Genomic DNA, 17190 nt, shown 5'->3' with positions numbered 1-17190 from the left:
CCCGTGCAGCATCAACAACAGGGAGAGGTGCCCAGACATGTCCAGTACACTCCAGAAGATCCTTAGCCGGCTTGCAATTGCCGGTGCTACCGTCGTGGCCTTTTCCGCGAGTGCCGCCGCGGCGGAAGAGACGCTGACGATCTACACCTATGAGAGCTTCATCAGCGAATGGGGCCCCGGCGCCAAGGTCGCCGCCGCCTTCGAGAAGACCTGCGGCTGCAAGGTCGAATATGTCGGCGTCGCCGACGGCGTCGAGCTTCTGACGCGGCTGAAGCTCGAAGGCGAAGGCTCGAAGGCCGATATCGTGCTCGGCCTCGATACCAATCTCGTCGCCGAGGCCAAGGCGACCGAACTCTTCGCCCCGCACGGGCTCGATACCGCCGGCCTGAAAGTCCCGGGCGGCTTTTCCGACGACACCTTCATCCCCTATGACTACGGCCATTTCGCCGTGATCTATGACACCGAGACGCTGAAGAACCCGCCGAAGAGCCTGAAGGAACTGGTCGAGGGCGACGCGTCGCAGAAGATCGTGATCGAGGATCCGCGCACCTCGACCCCGGGTCTCGGGCTTCTGCTCTGGGTCAAGTCCGTCTATGGCGACAAGGCCGGCGAGGCCTGGGCGAAGCTCAAGGACCGCGTGCTGACCGTCACCCCCGGCTGGTCCGAAGCCTACGGCCTCTTCACCAAGGGCGAGGCGCCGATGGTGCTCTCCTATACGACCTCGCCCGCCTATCACATGGTGGCGGAAAACACCGAGCGCTACCAGGCGGCCTCCTTCGCCGAGGGGCACTACATCCAGATCGAGGTGGCCGGCATGACGAAGAACACCGGGGAAGCGGAGCTTTCGCGGAAGTTCCTCACCTTCATGACCGGGCCCGAATTCCAGTCGATCATCCCGACCACCAACTGGATGATGCCGGTCGGGGCGACCAAGGAACCGCTGCCGGAAGCCTTCGGCAAGCTCGTCGATCCTCAGAAGACCTTCCTGATGTCCCCGGAAGAGGTTGCCGCCAACCGCAAGGCCTGGATCGACGAATGGCTGGCGGCGATGAGCAAGAACTGAGGCTCGCTTGTCTGGCGCCGCCGAGAACAGGATGACGATTGCCGCCGGGCTTTTCGGCCTCGGCGGCATTCTGCTGTTCGTCGGCCTCGCTGCGGCGGCGCTCCTGGCCCAGTCCGGCGGCGTCGGCGCGGCCGGGCCGCTGTTCGACGCCTATATCTGGCGCGTCACGCGCTTCACGCTCCTGCAGGCAAGCCTCTCGACGCTTCTGTCGGTGGTCTTTGCGATCCCGGTTGCGCGGGCGCTCGCCCGGCAGGCCTCCTTCCCCGGCCGTCTCTGGGTGCTGCGGCTGCTGGCGCTGCCGCTCGGTCTGCCCGCCCTCGTCGGCGCCCTGGGCCTTATCGAGGTCTGGGGCCGGCAGGGGCTCCTGAACACCGCCCTCGCCGCCGCCGGCCTCTCCCAGCCGGTCAGCATCTACGGGCTCTTCGGCATCCTGATTGCCCATGTCTTCTTCAACATGCCGCTGGCGGCGCGGCTGATGCTCGCCGGCATCGAGCGCATTCCGGCCGAGTACTGGCGCACCGCCGCCAATCTTGGCATGGGGTCCTCCGCCATTTTCCGCTTCATCGAATGGCCGGTGATCCGCGGCCTGCTTCCGGGCATTGCCGGGCTCGTCTTCATGCTCTGCGCCACCAGCTTCACCCTTGTCCTGACGCTTGGCGGCGGGCCGGCCGCGAGCACGATCGAGGTGGCGATCTACCAGGCGCTGCGGTTCGATTTCGACCCGCCGCGGGCGATCGCCCTCTCCGGCCTGCAGATCATGCTCACGGCCGCGCTGCTCCTCGTCCTGAAATTCATCGCGCCGCCGCCGCGGGAGGGAGAGACCACCGGCAGGGCGACCCGGCGCTTCGACGGCGCGGCCGGGCTGCCGCGCTTCGTCGACCGCACCTGGCTGATCGTCGCGATTGCCTTCGTCGGCCTGCCCTTCGCGGCGATTGCCAATTCCGGGGCGAGGGCGGATCTTCCCCGCCTTGTCGGCGAAGCGGCCTTCCACCAGGCGCTCGCCATGAGCGTGGCGATAGCCTTCCTCGCCGCCATGATCTCGGTCACGGTGACGGCGCTCTTGATCCGTACCCAGCGCCTCGCGCTCACGCCGCGGCGCCCCGGGATGGCGGCAGGCCTGTTCGCAGGCGCGATCGGCGCGAGCACCTCCTTCATCCTGCTGGTGCCGCCCGTGGTGCTCGGCGCCGGATGGTTCCTGCTCCTCAGGCCGCTCGGTGATGTCGCCCGTTTCGCCCCCGCGGTCGTCGTCGCGATCAATGCGCTGATGGCGCTTCCCTTCGTCCACCGGGTGCTCGCCCCCGCCATGTCGACCCATGCGACGCGCACGGAGCGCCTCGCCGCGAGCCTCGGCGTCAGCGGTTTTCATCGCCTGCGCTGGATCGACTGGCCGGCGCTCCGCAAGCCGCTTCTGATGGCCTTCTCCTTCGCCATGGCCCTGTCGCTCGGCGATCTCGGCGCCGTCGCGCTCTTCGGCTCGCAGGACATGGTGACGCTGCCGCTGCTGCTCTACAGCCGGATGGGGAGCTATCGCACCGCCGATGCGGCCGGGATCGCCCTGCTGCTCGGGCTGATCTGCCTGGTCCTGACCGTGCTCGGCACGGGGGGGGAGGAGAAGTCGCCCGAAGGACGCGGCGCATGAGTGCCGCCGCCCTCACCCTCGAAGGCGTGGAGGTGCGCTTCGACACGGCGACGCTCCGCTTCGATTGCACGGTTCCGGCGGGCCGGCTCGTCGCGGTCGCCGGCGCTTCCGGCTCGGGCAAGTCGACGCTCTTCAACGTCGTCGCCGGTTTCGAGCCGCCGGAACTGGGCGAGGTCCGCATCCTCGGCGAGGATATGGCCGGGCGACTGCCGGCGGAACGGCCCGTATCGGTCATCTTTCAGGAAAACAACCTCTTCGCCCATCTCGACGTTGCCACCAATGTCGGGCTCGGCATCAGCCCGTCACTGAGGCTCGGCAGCTCCGACCGGAGGGCGATCGACGAGGCGCTCGCCCGGGTTGGCCTCGCCGGGTTCGGCAAGCGGCTGCCGCCGACCCTTTCCGGCGGCGAACGCCAGCGGGTGGCGCTCGCCCGGGCGCTCGTCCGGCACCGTCCGCTGCTCCTGCTCGACGAGCCCTTCGCGGCCCTCGATCCCGGCATGCGCGCGGAAATGCGCGACCTCATCGGCCAACTGCATCGAGAGGAGGGCAACACCATCCTGATGATCACGCACCATGCCGACGACGTGAAGCTGCTCGCCGACAGCGTCATCTTTCTCCACCAGGGCCGCATCGTCGCCCATGACGACATCGCTCGCTTTCTCGAGCGGCGCGATCTGGCGGCGATCAACCGGTTCCTCGGCAATGATTGAGATGCCCAGCCGGAATCGATCTGCCCCGTCGGAGAGATTAATTCGCCCCTTCGCCACAATTTGACCGCCGCGGCGTGCGACGCGCGGGGTGAGAGGCAGGCGCTGGATCGCGATACTCGCGCATCCGTTGCTGCGATACCACGGGGCAACTATTTCTGCCGGGATCGGCTAGGCAGACGGCGATGAAATCGGATACAGCAAAGTCCCGGCTGAAATACCCGGGCCGGCATGCGGTATGCGGCTGAAAAAGTAGGATTTTTTTCGACGCTCGCGATGGGTGGCACCGAAGCCGGGTCGCGCCGGCGGATGGGATTGGGCTGAGGCATGATGAGGCAGGCAGTCATGGATGGCTGGTTTCCGACGCGACGCGGCGGCGGACGTGTACGAGCGATGGTTGTACTCACCGCCACCACGCTTCTCGCCGCCTGCCAGTCGGTGATCGAGCAAGCCTATGAGCCGACCGTCTCGCCTTCGGCCAATCCGCAGATCGTCGAGGAAGTGCAGAAGAACGACCCGCGTGCCCAGCTCGGCGCGCGCGAGCATCCGCGCATCGTCGCGAGCTACGGCGGCGAATACAAGGATGCGAAGACCGAACGGCTGGTCGCCCGCATCACCGGCGCGCTCACCGCCGTCTCGGAAAATCCGCAGCAGTCCTACCGCATCACCATTCTCAATTCGCCGGCGATCAACGCCTTCGCGCTGCCGGGCGGCTATCTCTATGTCACCCGCGGCCTGCTGGCGCTTGCCAACGACGCCTCGGAAGTCGCCGCCGTGCTCTCGCACGAGATGGCGCACGTCACCGCCAACCACGGCATCCAGCGCCAGCAGCGCGAGGAGGCCGAGGTGATCGCAAGCCGCGTCGTCTCGGAAGTCCTCTCCTCCAACCTCGCGGGCAAGCAGGCGCTGGCGCGCGGCAAGCTGAGGCTCGCCGCCTTCTCGCGCAATCAGGAACTGCAGGCCGACGTGATCGGCGTCCGCATGCTCGGCGAGGCCGGCTACGACCCCTATGCGGCCGCGCGCTTCCTCGATTCGATGGCCGCCTACAGCCGCTTCAGCGCCGTCGACCCGGAAGCGGACCAGAGCCTCGACTTCCTGTCCAGCCATCCGAACGCGCCGCAGCGCGTCGAGCTCGCGCGCCGGCATGCGCGCGCCTTCGGCCCCGAAGGAACGAGCGGCGACCGCGGCCGTGACTATTATCTCGCCGGCATCGACGGGCTTCTCTACGGCGACAGCCCGCAGGAAGGCTATGTCCGCGGCCAGACCTTCCTGCATGGCCAGCTCGGCATACGCTTCGACGTGCCGGCGGGCTTCCAGATCGACAACAAGGCCGAAGCCGTGCTCGCCACCGGCCCCGGCGAGGTCGCGATCCGCTTCGACGGGATTTCCGACACGGCGCGGCGCAGCCTCACCGACTACATCGGCAGCGGCTGGGTGACGGGCCTGCAGCCCGACACGATCCGCCCCATCGCCGTCAACGGCCTCGAGGCCGCCACCGCGCGCGCCTCGGCCGACCGCTGGGATTTCGACGTCACGGTGATCAGGATCGACGAGCGCATCTACCGCTTCCTGACCGCCGTGCCGAAAGGCTCGGCCGCGCTCGAGCCGACGGCAAGCCAGTTGCGCGCCTCCTTCCGCCGCATGACGTCGGCCGAAGTCCAGTCGCTGAAGCCCTTGCGCATCCGGGTCGTCACCGTCAGGCCCGGCGAGACGATCGCAACCCTTGCGGCACGCATGATGGGAACCGACCGGAAGCTCGACCTCTTCCGCCTCATCAACGCCATGCAGATAACCTCATCGGTCAGGCCCGGCGACAAGGTGAAGATCATCTCCGAGTGAGGTCGATCCAAGCCCGGCCGGTCGGAGGGGCCAGGTGCCTGGGGCACGCCCAACGACATCTGCAACATCCGAGCTCGCTGATCCGTTGAGGTCGAACGGACCGTCGCGGCAGGTTAAGCCCCTCCCACCTGTGGTCACCTGTGGGGAGGGGTTGGGGAGGGGTCTTTTCTCGACCCTCTGCCGCCGCCTCGGCGCTCCTTCAGAGAACCGGCGCCACCAGTCCCTTCTTCGCCAGCATCGCGTCCGGGCTCGGCAGCTTGCCGCGGAAGGCCCTGTAGGCGTCTTCCGGATCGAGCGAGCCGCCGACCGAATAGATATTGTCCTTGAGCCTGCCGGCCATCGCCGGATCGAAAGGATTGCCGGTCTCCTCGAAGGCGGCGAAGGCATCGGCGTCGAGCACTTCCGACCACATGTAGGAATAGTAGCCGGCGGAATAGCCGTCGCCCGAGAAGACGTGCAGGAAATGCGGACTGCGGTGGCGCATGACGATCGAGTTCGGCATGCCGATCTTCGCAAGCGTTGCCGCCTCCAGTGCCATCGGATCATCGATGCCTGCCGCGGTATGATAGGCCATGTCGACGAGGGCCGAGGCGGTGAACTCGACGGTGGCGAAGCCGGAATTGAAGGTTCGGGCGGCCAGCACCTTGTCGAGAAGCGCCTGCGGCATCGGCTCGCCGGTCTTGTAGTGCACCGCGTATTTTCTCAGGATGTCAGGCACCGTCAGCCAGTGTTCGTAGAGCTGCGACGGCAGTTCGACGAAGTCGCGAGAGACGCCGGTACCGGAGACGGACGGGTAGGTGACGTCGGAGAGCATGCCGTGCAGCGCATGGCCGAACTCGTGGAAGAGGGTGCGGGCGTCGTCGATCGACAGCAGCGCCGGCTTGCCGTCGGCGGGCTTTGCGAAGTTGCAGACATTGTAGACGATCGGGATTTCGCCGGCCGCGCCGTTCTTGAGCGTGAGCTTGTGCTGCGACTGGAAGGAGCTCATCCAGGCGCCGGAACGCTTTGAGGGCCGCGCGAAATAATCGCCGAGGAAGAGCGCCACGAGCCTGCCGGAAGCGTCGCGGATCTCGAAGACGCGGACGTCCGGATGGTAGCCGGAAATACCCTTCTTCTCCGCCGCGGTGATGCCGAAGAGGCGATTGGCCACGTCGAAGCATGCGTCGACGATCTTCTCGAGCTGCAGATAGGGCTTCAATTCGCTTTCCGAGAAGCTGAACTTCCGCGCCCTGAGCCTTTCCGCATAGTGGCGCCAATCCCAGGGCATCACCTCGTGGTTGCAGCCTTCCTCGGCGATCAGTCCGGCGAGATCGGCCTCCTCTTCGCGGGCGCGGACCACCGCCTTTTCCCAGACCTGCATCAACAGGTCATTCACGGCCTCCGGCGTCTTCGCCATCGTGTCGTCGAGCTTCAGGCTCGCATAATTCGCGTAGCCGAGCAGCCTTGCCTTCTCGGCCCTAAGCGCCAGCGTCTCGGCGATGATGCCGCGATTGTCGGTCTCGCCGCCGTTTTCGCCGCGCGCCGTCCAGGCCCTGAAGGCCTGCTCGCGCAGCTCACGGTTCTCCGAGAAGGTCAGGAACGGCTCGATGATAGAGCGCGACAGCGTCACCGCATACCGGCCCTCCGCACCGCGGTCCCGCGCCACGGCTGCCATCGCATCCTTCAGGAAGTCCGGCAGGCCCGCGAGCTCGTCTTCGCTCGAAAGCATCAACACCCAGCCCTTTTCGTCGGCAAGCACGTTCTGGCCGAACCTGGCGCCAAGCCCTGCGAGCTTCTCGTTGATCGCCGCGAGGCGCTCCTGCTCGGGCTTGTCGAGCCTGGCACCGGACTTGACGAAGCCCTTCCAGTGGCGTTCGAGAACCCGCGTCGCCTCGACGTCGAGGCCGAGTTCCCCGCGCTTTTCCCAGAGCGTGTCGATGCGGCGGAACAGAACGGGATTGGTGCCGATCTTCGAATAATGCCGCGACATCTTCGGCGCGATCTCGCGTTCGAGCGCCTGGATCGTCTCGTTGGTATGGGCTCCCGCCTTGTTCCAGAAGAGCGCCGAGACACGCGACAGCTCGTCCCCGGCGATTTCGAGCGCGACGATGGTGTTTTCGAAGGTCGGCGGCTCCGGATTGCCGGCAATCGCGTCGATCTCCGCCTCGTGGCGCGCGAGCGCGGCATCGAAGGCGGGTGCGAAATCCTCGTCTCTTATCGCTTCGAAGCGCGGCAGACCCTCGTGTCCGGTCCAGTCGACGAGAGCGGGATTGAGCGAAGCGGTCATGAGGGTTCCTTTCACATGGCGGGACCGGTGCGCCTTGCGCGCTCGGCCGGGGAAGATGCTTGAAGTGGTTGATGGACGCGAGGCCGTCAAGGCTTGCGCAGGCCAAAAAGCCCGGGCGCCGCGTGCCAGATCGCCTGCGCCGCGAAGCCGATGAAGAGAAGTCCCGACAACCGGACGATGGTGAGCTCGTGGCGGCGATAGAAGCGGCGCACGACCGAGGCGCCGATGATCGCGATGAGGAGCACGTCGGCGAGCAGGAAGCCGACCAGCGACACGGCGAGCAGCATCGGCAGCGCGTCGAACTCCAGCGCACTGGCCGATCCGGTGAGAAGCGCGGTGAAGGTCGCAAGCGCCACCGGATAGCCCTTGGGATTGGTGAGCCCGAAGATGAGTCCGCGCCTCAGCGGCCGCTCGAGCGTCAGCAGCGCCCGGTTTTCGCCCTTCGGCCGGGCGGTGAGCGCCGTCCAGCCAAGCCAGGCGAGATAGGCGCCGCAGACGAGGCCGAGCACGTCGAAGAGTGCCGTGCCGATCGACCGGGCGCCGACGATCGCGACGAGCGCCAGGGTCGACCAGAGAACGTCGCCGGCGAGGTGGCCGCCCATGAACAGCGCGCCGGCCTTTCGGCCCTGGCCGGCGCCGATGCCGAGAAGCGCCAGGAAGGCGGGCCCGGGGATCAGCGTATAGGACAGCGCTGCGAAAAAGGCACCGACAAGAAGCGTCTCGGACATTTCGGGCATCCCGGTTGAGGGCGGCATTCGAGCGCCGCTACGGCGCCGCGCGTCTTGTTCAGACGCGCAAAGGTCGCCGTAGCGCTTTGAATTGCTGCATGTCTTTGTCCTTGAATCGAGGTCGCTTCAAGGAGAAATGCGGCAGGCGATTGCGTCAAGCGGAAATGGAACGGCGGGTAGCGCACAAAACTTTCGCCGATGCAATTTCCCTCGAAACGAAGTTGCGCTAGAACGCGCGCGAGTTTTCCCCCTTTGGAAGGACGTTCCATGACTGTGCGCAATCTCTTCCTTCTGCCCGGCGACGGCATCGGCCCGGAAGCCATGGCGGAAGTCCGCAAAATCATCGCTTACATGAATGCCGAGCTCGACGCCGGTTTCGTGACGGACGAGGGGCTCGTCGGCGGCTGCGCCTATGACGCCCATGGCGCGGCGATCTCGGAAGCGGACATGGCGAAGGCACTTGCCGCCGATGCGGTGCTGTTCGGCGCCGTCGGCGGACCGAAATGGGATGCGGTCCCCTACGAGGTGCGGCCGGAGGCGGGGCTGTTGCGCCTGCGCAAGGATCTCGAACTTTTCGCCAATCTGAGGCCCGCGATCTGCTATCCGGCGCTCGCCAATGCCTCCTCGCTGAAGCCGGAGCTGGTCGAGGGCCTCGACATCCTGATCGTGCGCGAGCTGACCGGCGGCGTCTATTTCGGCGAGCCGAAGGAGATCATCGACCTCGGCAACGGCCAGAAGCGCGGCATCGACACGCAGGTCTACGACACCTACGAGATCGAGCGCATCGCCGGCGTTGCCTTCGAGCTGGCGCGCACCCGCAAGAACCGCGTCTGCTCGATGGAAAAGCGCAACGTCATGAAGTCCGGCGTGCTCTGGAACCAGGTGGTGACCGAGACGCACAAGGCGAAATATTCCGACGTGCAGCTCGAGCACATGCTGGCCGACGCCGGCGGCATGCAGCTCGTGCGCCAGCCGAAGCAGTTCGACGTGATCGTCACCGACAACCTGTTCGGCGACATGCTCTCGGACGTCGCGGCGATGCTGACCGGTTCGCTCGGCATGCTGCCCTCCGCCTCGCTCGGCGCGCCCGACGCCAAGACCGGCAAGCGCAAGGCGCTCTACGAGCCGGTCCACGGCTCGGCGCCGGACATCGCCGGCCAGGGCATCGCCAATCCGATCGCCATGATCGCTTCGTTCGCCATGTGCCTGCGCTATTCCTTCAACCTGGTGAAGGAAGCCGACAATCTGGAAAAGGCGATCGCCAACGTGCTCGACAAGGGCATCCGCACCGGCGACATCATGGCGGAAGCCTGCCGCAAGGTCGGCACCGCCGAGATGGGCGACGCCATTCTCGCCGAGTTCAAGGCGCTCGTGGCCTGATCGGCCCGCCGAAACCCCTTCCACGGAAATAGACAGGCACCTCCGGACACCCGTCCGGAGGTGTTTTTCGTTGGAATCCCTTGATTTTTCCTCGTTCGATTTCACATGCAGGGGAGCGACAGGAAGGACGACAATGAACCAACCGCTTGCCTCCACCGGCTGGATCCTGCTGACGACGGGCGTTCTCGTCGTGGCACTGATTCCCTTCGATCCGCAGGTGTCGGAATGGGCGCGGGCCCTGCCGGACGAGGTCGTCGATTTCAACCGGGCGATCACCGACTTCGGCACTTTTGCCTGGATGATCTACGCCTCCGCGACCCTGCTCCTGATCGCCTTCGTCGTCCAGCGCGCGAGCGGGCGCGCTACGGTGCGCCAAAGGGCGCGAACCGCGCGCAATCTTTCCGCCTATTTCCTGCTGACGATCGGCACGGCGAGCGTGCTGGTGCACGGGCTGAAGCTCGTGATCGGCCGCGCCCGCCCGGACCTTCTCGCCGAATACGGAGCCTACAGCCTCACCCCCTTCACCGGCGACAACCTGTTTGAAAGCTTCCCCTCCGGCCATTCGACGGCGGCCGGCGCCTTCTTCGGCGCCTTCGCGATGCTGACGCCGCAATTGCGGCCGCTGTTCCTGATACTGGCGCTGATGATCGGCATCTCGCGCGTCGTCGTCGGCGCCCATTACCCGAGCGACGTCGCCGCCGGCCTGCTCCTCGGCCTCTGGGCGGCGATGATGATGGCCTTTCTGTTTGCCCGCGAGGGCTGGGTCTTCCGTCTCGACGCTGCCGGCTGGCCAGCACCGAAAGCCGCCGGCCGCCAACAGGAGGACAAATAAAAAGTCGGCGCGGAAGGCCGCGCCGGAGTCAGGAGAGAGCTTGCTTCCGCGGGAACCATGCGAGGCTTTGCCCCCTTTGTCCCGCGCATCGGGCAGCCGCTCAGTCGAGCGTATGGATGTCCCGGTCCTTGGTTTCCGGCAGGAATAGCATGCCGATGACCAGCGTGATGCCGGCGAAGACGATCGGGTACCAAAGGCCGTAGTAGATATCGCCCTTGGCCGCGCTCATCGCGAAGGCCGTCGCCGGCAGCAGGCCGCCGAACCAGCCGTTGCCGATATGATAGGGCAGCGACATGCCGGTATAGCGGATGCGGGTCGGGAAGAGCTCGACGAGCAGGGCCGCGATCGGGCCGTAGACCATCGTCACATAGATCACGAGCACGGTCAGGATGGCGATGATCATCGTCCAGTTGACGCGGGCAGGATCCGCCACCATCGTGAAGGCGCCGCCCTTGTCGATGGAGTAGACCGCCATTTCGGTCGCGCTGCCGACCTCCTCCTTGGTGAGCAGCTTGTCGGCGATCAGCTTATCGGCCGGCACCATGGTTTTTTCGCCGGCGCGGACCGCAGCCGCATCGAGGCCGAGCTCCGGATTGGCTGCGACGAAGGCGTCGAGCTTCGTTTCCGGTACCTTGGCCGCACCGCGCACAAGCGGGTAGCCGGAGGCCTGCAGCGCCATGTTGACCTGTTTGCCGAAGGCGGCGTCCGCGGCCTTGGCGTTGTCGCCGGCGGCAGCGGCGTCATAGCTGGTGATCGTCGCGTCGCCGACCTTGATCGTCGCCGGCGTTCCGGCGGCTGCCGTCGTGACGACGTCATAGGGGACGGAGTTTTTCGTGAGATACGCGGTTGCGATGTCGCACGAGGTGGTGAATTTCTGCACGCCCGTCGGGTTGAACTGGAAATTGCAGTCGCCCGGGGCGGCGGTCACCGTCGCGCGGACATTCTGCTGCGCTTCGGCAAGAGCCGGGTTGCCGGCCCAGGTCATGGCCTTGAACAGCGGGAAGTAGGTGAGCATCGCAAGCAGCAGGCCGGCCATGATGATCGGCTTGCGGCCGATCTTGTCCGACAGCCAGCCGAAGACGACGAAGAAGCCGGTGCCGAGCACGAGCGAGGCGGCAACCATGAGGTTGGCCGACTGGGCATCCACCTTCAGGACGCCGGTCAGGAAGAAGAGCGCATAGAACTGGCCGGAATACCAGACGACCGCCTGGCCGACGACGGCGCCGAGGAGCGCCAGCAGCGCGATCTTGGCGTTCTTCCATTGGCCGAAGGCCTCCTTCAGCGGCGCCTTCGAGACCTTGCCCTCTTCCTTCATCCGCTTGAAGGCAGGCGATTCGTTCATCTTCAGGCGGATCCACACCGACACGCCGAGAAGCACGCAGGATAGCAGGAAGGGAATGCGCCAGCCCCAGGCGGCGAAGGCCTCTTTGCCGACCAGGTACTGGACGAGCAGGATCACGATCAGCGACAGGAACAGGCCGAGCGTCGCCGTCGTCTGGATCCACGAGGTGAAGTAACCGCGGCGGCCGTGCGGCGCATGCTCGGCGACATAGGTCGCGGCACCGCCATACTCGCCGCCGAGCGCCAGCCCTTGCAGGAGCCGCAGGCCGATCAGGATGATCGGCGCCGTGATGCCGATCGAAGCGGAGCCCGGCAGCACGCCGACGAGGAAGGTCGACAGACCCATGATCAGAATGGTGATGAGGAAGGTGTATTTGCGGCCGACGAGATCGCCGAGGCGGCCGAAGACCAGCGCGCCGAAGGGGCGGACCAGGAAGCCGGCGGCAAAGGCAAGCAGGGCGAAGATCGCCTGGGTGGTCGGCGGATACTGGCTGAAGAAGGTCGCGCCGATGTAGAGGGCAAGCGAACCGTAGAGATAGAAATCATACCATTCGAAGACGGTACCGAGCGACGAGGCGAAGATGACCTTCTTCTCCTCGGCGGTCATCGGGCCGGCTCTTACGCCGTCCGCAGTTGCGACATTCGCCATTTTGATATCCTCCACTTCAAAATCGGCTTGCGAGCACCCGTTCTTTCGTCGGCCCGGTTTCCTCCCTTGGGCCTACGGACGGGGTGCTTGGTGAAAAGATGTCAGAAAAGCGGGTGCCGAGGCAGGGATGCTTTCGACTTATGACTTTCGTCTAATGCCGCGAGCGGGCGCGGTGCCGAGGTCGGGTCACGCAAAAGTGTGGAGCATCGCCGGCGGCGAACCGGCCGGCGCGGGACACGAGAGACGTGCGACTGCTTGACTCTTGCCGAAAAGCCGGTAAGAGCAGCGGCGAACGAGGAAACGCCATGCGACCGAACGGTCCGTCCATTGCTGCGCCGATTCTGCCGGGCCACGCCGCCGGGCCGCTTCGCCAATTCTCGTTCATTAGCAAAACCACGGCCAAAACGACGACGAAAACCGTCTGACGTCTCTGGCCCTCCGCTCTCTCCCCGGTCCGGCCGGGGACAGGAACCTCGCGGGCGGTCCGCGCGGCTTCCGCCTCCACCAGACGAGGAGAGACAGAAAGAGAGCTTAGATCATGGGTTTCAAGATTGCTGTCGCAGGCGCCACCGGCAATGTCGGCCGGGAGATGCTGAACATTCTTTCGGAGCGCGGTTTTCCGGCAGACGAGGTGGTGGCGCTCGCCTCCTCCCGCTCCGTCGGCACCGAGGTCTCCTACGGCGACAAGACGCTCAAGGTCTCCAACCTCGAAACCTATGACTTTTCCGATACCGACATCTGCCTGATGTCCGCGGGCGGCGCGGTCTCCTTGAAGTATTCGCTGAAGATCGGCCAGCAGGGTTGCGTCGTCATCGACAACTCGTCGGCCTGGCGCTACGACGCCGACGTGCCGCTGATCGTGCCGGAAGTCAACCCGGATGCGATTTCGCAGTTCTCCAGGAAGAACATCATCGCCAACCCGAATTGCTCGACCGCGCAGCTCGTCGTCGCGCTGAAGCCGCTGCACGACCGCGCCGGGATCAAGCGCGTCGTCGTTTCCACCTACCAGTCGGTCTCCGGCGCCGGCAAGGACGGCATGGACGAGCTCTTCAACCAGACGCGCGCCGTCTTCGTCGCCGATCCGATCGAGAGCAAGAAGTTCACCAAGCGCATCGCCTTCAACGTCATTCCGCACATCGACGTCTTCATGGAGGACGGCTACACCAAGGAAGAGTGGAAGGTGCTCGCCGAAACCAAGAAGATGCTCGATCCGAAGATCAAGCTGACCTGCACCGCCGTGCGCGTTCCGGTCTTCATCGGCCATTCCGAATCGGTCAACATCGAATTCGAGAACGAGCTCACCGCCGACGAGGCCCGCGAGATCCTGCGCGAGGCCCCGGGCTGCCTGGTGGTCGACAAGCACGAGAACGGCGGCTACGTGACGCCCTATGAATGCGCCGGCGAGGACGCGACCTATATCTCGCGCATCCGCGAGGACGCGACCGTCGAGAACGGCCTCAACATGTGGATCGTCTCCGACAACCTGCGCAAGGGTGCGGCGCTCAACGCCGTGCAGATCGCCGAGCTTCTGGTCAACCGCGGCCTCGTCAAGCCGCGCAAGCAGGCGGCCTGAGCGGCGAAATCGATTGCCAGCAGAACCCCGCGGAACCTTGAGGACCGGCGGGGTTTCTGATTGGTTCCGGCGGACGCGGATTCACGTGAAACAATCACCGGATCGCGGTCAGCCGGCATTTTGAAGGCAACATATTCGGGCAATGACGGGGTATTCCATGCACATGGCGAAGTGCGCAGCCGCAGGCCTTGCGGCCCTCATCTCAACTGTCGTTCTTCCCGCGACGGCGGTCGCGGCGCAATGCGGCAATGACGGCAGCGGCTTTGCCGCCTGGGTGAGCGAATTCAAGCGTGAGGCCGCCGGCAACGGCATCAGCGCCTCGGTCGTCGACCAGGCGCTCGGCGATGTCGCCTACAGCAGGGCGACGATCCGCGCCGACCGCGGCCAGAAGAGTTTCAAGCTGTCGCTCGACCAGTTCATGCAGAAGCGCGGCGGCCAGGCGATCATCTCGCGCGGCAGGAAGCTCCGGGCGCAGAACGCAAAGCTTTTCGCCAGCATCGAGCAGCGCTTCGGCGTCCCGGCCGGACCGCTGATCGCGATCTGGGGCATGGAGACCGGCTTCGGCTCCTTCATGGGCAAGGAGCACACGCTTTCCGCCGTTTCGACGCTTGCCTATGACTGCCGCCGCTCCGCCTATTTCACCGACCAGCTCTATGCCGCGCTTCAACTCGTCGAACGCGGCGATCTGAGCCCGGCCGCCCGCGGCGCCGCCCATGGCGAGATCGGCCAGACCCAGTTCCTGCCGCTGAACGTCCTGAAATTCGGCGTCGACGGCGACGGCAACGGCCATATCGACATGGTCCGCTCCAAGGCCGACGCGCTTGCCTCGACCGCGAACTTCCTGCGCGGCCACGGCTGGCAGCCGGGCGGCGGCTATCAGCCCGGCGACGTCAACTTCGCCGCGATCCAGGGCTGGAACGCCGCCAGCGTCTACCAGCAGGCAATCGCCATCATCGGCGCCGAAATCGACGGCGATTGAAAACAAGCCACGACGGCGATATGCCCCTCATCCGGCCTGCCGGCCACCTTCTCCCCGCAGGCGGGGCGAAGGGACTCGCGGCGGCGCTGTCGGCACCTCAATCTGTGAGCGTTCGGTGACCCGTCTCCTCTCCCCGCCTGCGGAGTGGGGGTGAGGGGCAAATCTCACCGCAAGCAACAAGGCGCGATCGAAACCGGGCGCGCCTTTCCGCTTATCGATCACGTCCCCGGCCGGACGAAGTCGCCGGTCTTCGCGTCCATCACCCAGAGCTCGCCGGTGGAGATGTCGAACCAGGCGCCGTGCAGTTTCAGCTTTCCCTTCGACTCGAGGACCTGCACGCAGGGGAACGTCCGGAGATTGGCGAGCGAATTGCGGATCGACACGCGCTCGAGCGCCCGCTGGCGCTCCGCCTGGGTCATGAGTTCGTTGCTCTGGATCTGTTCCGCGGCCGGCTTCAGAAGGTTCATCCAGCGGCCGATGAAGTCGCCGGGGGAGAGGGGCTCGGCATCCGGGTCGAGCGCGGCCTTGATGCCGCCGCAGCGTCCGTGGCCCATCACGACAATGTCGCTGACCCGCAGGGACTGGACCGCGAATTCGAGTGCGGCCGAGGTCGAGTGATAGTGCCCGTCCGGCTCGTAGGGCGGCATCATGTTGGCGACGTTGCGGACGACGAAGAGCTCGCCCGGGCCGGCATCGAAGATCGTTTCGGGTGCGGCGCGCGAATCGCAACAGGCAACGACCATTGTCTTCGGTTTCTGTCCGCTCTCGGCCAGCGTCCTGTAGCGTTGCTGCTGCTCGTTGAAACGACCGCTCATGAAATTGCGGTAGCCGGTCAGAAGATGTTCCGGAAAGCCCTGCATATCCATCGGTAACCCCGCGTCATCCACTCATTCGCTGCTGCATCGCTCCTGGTGCATGTTCCGATCCGATTTAAGGATAGAAACGGCAGCAGTTCAAATGCTGCGGCGACCTTTGCGCGTCTGCGCGCGCCGCTGCAGCAAGCCATGGAGCGCCGAAGTGTTACAGCGACCTTGGCTCGGCTGGAAGAGCCGGGAACGCTTATGAGCCATTTCTTTCCTATCAGCCGCTATTTCTTGCGCGACTGGCTCGGATGCATGAGGCGGCGCATCTGCACCATTGCCATCGGCGTCGCGAGACTCGACGCATCCTGTTCGAGCGTCAGCTCGTCGGCGCCGCGCTTGCGGCTGCGCGCGATGATCTCGTAGACGCTGGCGGTCGCCATCTGCAGCGCGCGCTCTTCCGAAAGCCCCTCGAGAAGGCGCGCCAGAAACACGGCCGCAAGCAGGTCTCCCGTGCCGCTCGGCGGATCGTCGATCAGCCGGTGCTCGGCGAGGAGCGCACTGCGCCCGGAAAGATAGAGATTGCCGGTGCCGCCGCTCATCATCGGGATAGCCGACGTCACCAGCACGCGTGACGGGCCGAGCGCGAGCGCCGCGTCGAGGATCGCCGAATTCGTCTCGAGCGCGGCGCCGGCGAGCCAGGACAGCTCGAAGCGGTTGGGCGTTGCCAGTGTCGCGAGCGGCAGCAGCGTGTCGCGGATGGCGGCAGCGATCTCGGCCGGCACGTAAAGGCCGTTCGCGTCGCCGATGACCGGATCGCAGGCGTAGAGGAGTTCCGGATTGCGCTGCCTCAGCGCCGTCACCAGCCGGGCGACAGCCGCGGCCTGCCCGGCGGAGCCGAGATAGCCGGAAAGCACGGCGCGCACCTCGCCGATCCAGGGTGCATCGATGAGGTCGTCGACGATCGAGCGGAACTCCGCATCAGGCATCGTCACCCGCGTCGACCGGCCGTGCCCCGGATGCCACGGAAGGATGACCGTCGGCAGCGCCCAGACGCGATGACCGAGGACTTCCAGCGCGAAGACGGCGGCGCGATTGCCGACCGCCCCGCGCACCACGTGGCTGGAGATGACGATCACGGCGCCATGAGCCGCGGCTGATTCGGACATCGGCAATCCCATCCTTCTGTTCTACGGCAGCGTGCGCGATCGGAGCGCGCAGGGGTCGGTAGAGCGCTTTGAATTGCTGCATGATTTCTTCGCTCAAATCGATGCCGATTCAAGGAGCCATGCAACGGCCGGGATGAAAGATCCCGTATCCTCTGCCTCAACTCCTTAGAATGGAGCACGCCGAGATGCGAGCACGATTATGATTCGCCGTCACCCCTGTGTCCC

General features: G+C 65.6%; 13 protein-coding genes. 8 read left to right on the top strand and 5 right to left on the bottom strand.

What is annotated here, in order from left to right; genetic code table 11:
* The first annotated feature begins 37 nt into the window (after positions 1–37).
* The 4 genes from thiB (at position 38) to ATB98_RS19820 (ending at position 5248) form a co-directional block, all read left to right on the top strand.
* A complete protein-coding gene (thiB, locus tag ATB98_RS19835) occupies positions 38–1063 on the top strand; it encodes a thiamine ABC transporter substrate binding subunit (protein WP_066876603.1) in 1026 nt (341 codons plus the stop codon).
* A 31-nt stretch (positions 1064–1094) separates the two neighbouring features.
* A complete protein-coding gene (thiP, locus tag ATB98_RS19830) occupies positions 1095–2702 on the top strand; it encodes a thiamine/thiamine pyrophosphate ABC transporter permease ThiP (protein ID WP_066876601.1) in 1608 nt (535 codons plus the stop codon).
* Positions 2699–3412: a thiamine ABC transporter ATP-binding protein gene (locus ATB98_RS19825; RefSeq protein WP_066876599.1), complete on the top strand. Its 714-nt coding sequence runs from the start codon at positions 2699–2701 to the stop codon at positions 3410–3412. Before thiP ends, ATB98_RS19825 begins: the two co-directional genes overlap by 4 nt.
* 324 nt (positions 3413–3736) lie before the next feature.
* Positions 3737–5248 (top strand): M48 family metalloprotease, encoded by a 1512-nt coding sequence (locus ATB98_RS19820; protein WP_066876595.1) that lies wholly within the window; start codon positions 3737–3739, stop codon positions 5246–5248.
* A gap of 199 nt (positions 5249–5447) precedes the next feature.
* Here the strand turns inward: ATB98_RS19820 and ATB98_RS19815 are convergent, their stop codons facing one another.
* Both ATB98_RS19815 and ATB98_RS19810 read right to left on the bottom strand, forming a co-directional pair.
* On the bottom strand, positions 5448–7514 hold the full coding sequence (locus ATB98_RS19815; protein ID WP_066876593.1) for a M3 family metallopeptidase: 2067 nt from the start codon (positions 7512–7514) through the stop codon (positions 5448–5450).
* Between the two features lie 86 nt (positions 7515–7600).
* Positions 7601–8242, bottom strand: a complete 642-nt coding sequence (locus ATB98_RS19810) for a LysE family translocator (RefSeq protein WP_066876591.1) — start codon at positions 8240–8242, stop codon at positions 7601–7603.
* A gap of 267 nt (positions 8243–8509) precedes the next feature.
* On the opposite strand from ATB98_RS19810, the gene leuB reads away from it, so the two are divergent.
* Both leuB and ATB98_RS19800 read left to right on the top strand, forming a co-directional pair.
* On the top strand, positions 8510–9622 hold the full coding sequence (gene leuB, locus ATB98_RS19805; protein ID WP_066876589.1) for a 3-isopropylmalate dehydrogenase: 1113 nt from the start codon (positions 8510–8512) through the stop codon (positions 9620–9622).
* A gap of 133 nt (positions 9623–9755) precedes the next feature.
* Complete coding sequence (locus ATB98_RS19800; RefSeq protein ID WP_066876587.1) at positions 9756–10454, top strand: phosphatase PAP2 family protein; 699 nt, start codon at positions 9756–9758, stop codon at positions 10452–10454.
* A gap of 100 nt (positions 10455–10554) precedes the next feature.
* Here the strand turns inward: ATB98_RS19800 and ATB98_RS19795 are convergent, their stop codons facing one another.
* Entirely contained in the window at positions 10555–12444 is a 1890-nt protein-coding gene (locus ATB98_RS19795; protein ID WP_066876586.1) for an MFS transporter, read from the bottom strand.
* A 538-nt stretch (positions 12445–12982) separates the two neighbouring features.
* Between ATB98_RS19795 and ATB98_RS19790 the strand changes: the two genes are divergently transcribed.
* Both ATB98_RS19790 and ATB98_RS19785 read left to right on the top strand, forming a co-directional pair.
* Positions 12983–14017 carry an aspartate-semialdehyde dehydrogenase gene (locus ATB98_RS19790; RefSeq protein ID WP_066876584.1) on the top strand — a complete coding sequence of 345 codons (1035 nt, stop codon included), beginning with the start codon at positions 12983–12985 and terminating at the stop codon, positions 14015–14017.
* A gap of 157 nt (positions 14018–14174) precedes the next feature.
* Positions 14175–14996, top strand: a complete 822-nt coding sequence (locus tag ATB98_RS19785) for a lytic murein transglycosylase (protein WP_066876582.1) — start codon at positions 14175–14177, stop codon at positions 14994–14996.
* A 218-nt stretch (positions 14997–15214) separates the two neighbouring features.
* Here ATB98_RS19785 and ATB98_RS19780 read toward each other — a convergent pair whose 3' ends face one another.
* Together ATB98_RS19780 and pdxY are read right to left on the bottom strand one after the other, a co-directional pair.
* Positions 15215–15862, bottom strand: coding sequence for a carbonic anhydrase (locus ATB98_RS19780; protein ID WP_153435995.1), 648 nt, complete (start codon positions 15860–15862; stop codon positions 15215–15217).
* A 221-nt stretch (positions 15863–16083) separates the two neighbouring features.
* Positions 16084–16965: a pyridoxal kinase PdxY gene (pdxY, locus tag ATB98_RS19775; protein WP_066876580.1), complete on the bottom strand. Its 882-nt coding sequence runs from the start codon at positions 16963–16965 to the stop codon at positions 16084–16086.
* Positions 16966–17190 lie beyond the last annotated feature (225 nt).

This window comes from Sinorhizobium saheli, from assembly GCF_001651875.1.
GTDB classification, from domain to species: Bacteria; Pseudomonadota; Alphaproteobacteria; order Rhizobiales; family Rhizobiaceae; genus Sinorhizobium; species Sinorhizobium saheli.
The sequence above is the reverse complement of the archived record's forward strand: the minus strand, read 5'-3'. Positions and strand labels throughout refer to the sequence as shown.

Excerpts from the sequence above, each read along its gene's own strand:
- thiB (WP_066876603.1), top strand. The coding sequence starts at position 38 with ATGTCCAGTACACTCCAGAAGATCCTTAGCCGGCTTGCAATTGCCGGT.
- thiP (WP_066876601.1), top strand. The coding sequence starts at position 1,095 with ATGACGATTGCCGCCGGGCTTTTCGGCCTCGGCGGCATTCTGCTGTTC.
- ATB98_RS19820 (WP_066876595.1), top strand. The coding sequence starts at position 3,737 with ATGATGAGGCAGGCAGTCATGGATGGCTGGTTTCCGACGCGACGCGGC.
- ATB98_RS19790 (WP_066876584.1), top strand. The coding sequence starts at position 12,983 with ATGGGTTTCAAGATTGCTGTCGCAGGCGCCACCGGCAATGTCGGCCGG.
- ATB98_RS19785 (WP_066876582.1), top strand. The coding sequence starts at position 14,175 with ATGCACATGGCGAAGTGCGCAGCCGCAGGCCTTGCGGCCCTCATCTCA.
- ATB98_RS19795 (WP_066876586.1), bottom strand. The coding sequence starts at position 12,444 with ATGGCGAATGTCGCAACTGCGGACGGCGTAAGAGCCGGCCCGATGACC.
- ATB98_RS19825 (WP_066876599.1), top strand. The coding sequence starts at position 2,699 with ATGAGTGCCGCCGCCCTCACCCTCGAAGGCGTGGAGGTGCGCTTCGAC.
- leuB (WP_066876589.1), top strand. The coding sequence starts at position 8,510 with ATGACTGTGCGCAATCTCTTCCTTCTGCCCGGCGACGGCATCGGCCCG.
- ATB98_RS19810 (WP_066876591.1), bottom strand. The coding sequence starts at position 8,242 with ATGTCCGAGACGCTTCTTGTCGGTGCCTTTTTCGCAGCGCTGTCCTAT.
- ATB98_RS19815 (WP_066876593.1), bottom strand. The coding sequence starts at position 7,514 with ATGACCGCTTCGCTCAATCCCGCTCTCGTCGACTGGACCGGACACGAG.
- ATB98_RS19800 (WP_066876587.1), top strand. The coding sequence starts at position 9,756 with ATGAACCAACCGCTTGCCTCCACCGGCTGGATCCTGCTGACGACGGGC.
- pdxY (WP_066876580.1), bottom strand. The coding sequence starts at position 16,965 with ATGTCCGAATCAGCCGCGGCTCATGGCGCCGTGATCGTCATCTCCAGC.
- ATB98_RS19780 (WP_153435995.1), bottom strand. The coding sequence starts at position 15,862 with ATGGATATGCAGGGCTTTCCGGAACATCTTCTGACCGGCTACCGCAAT.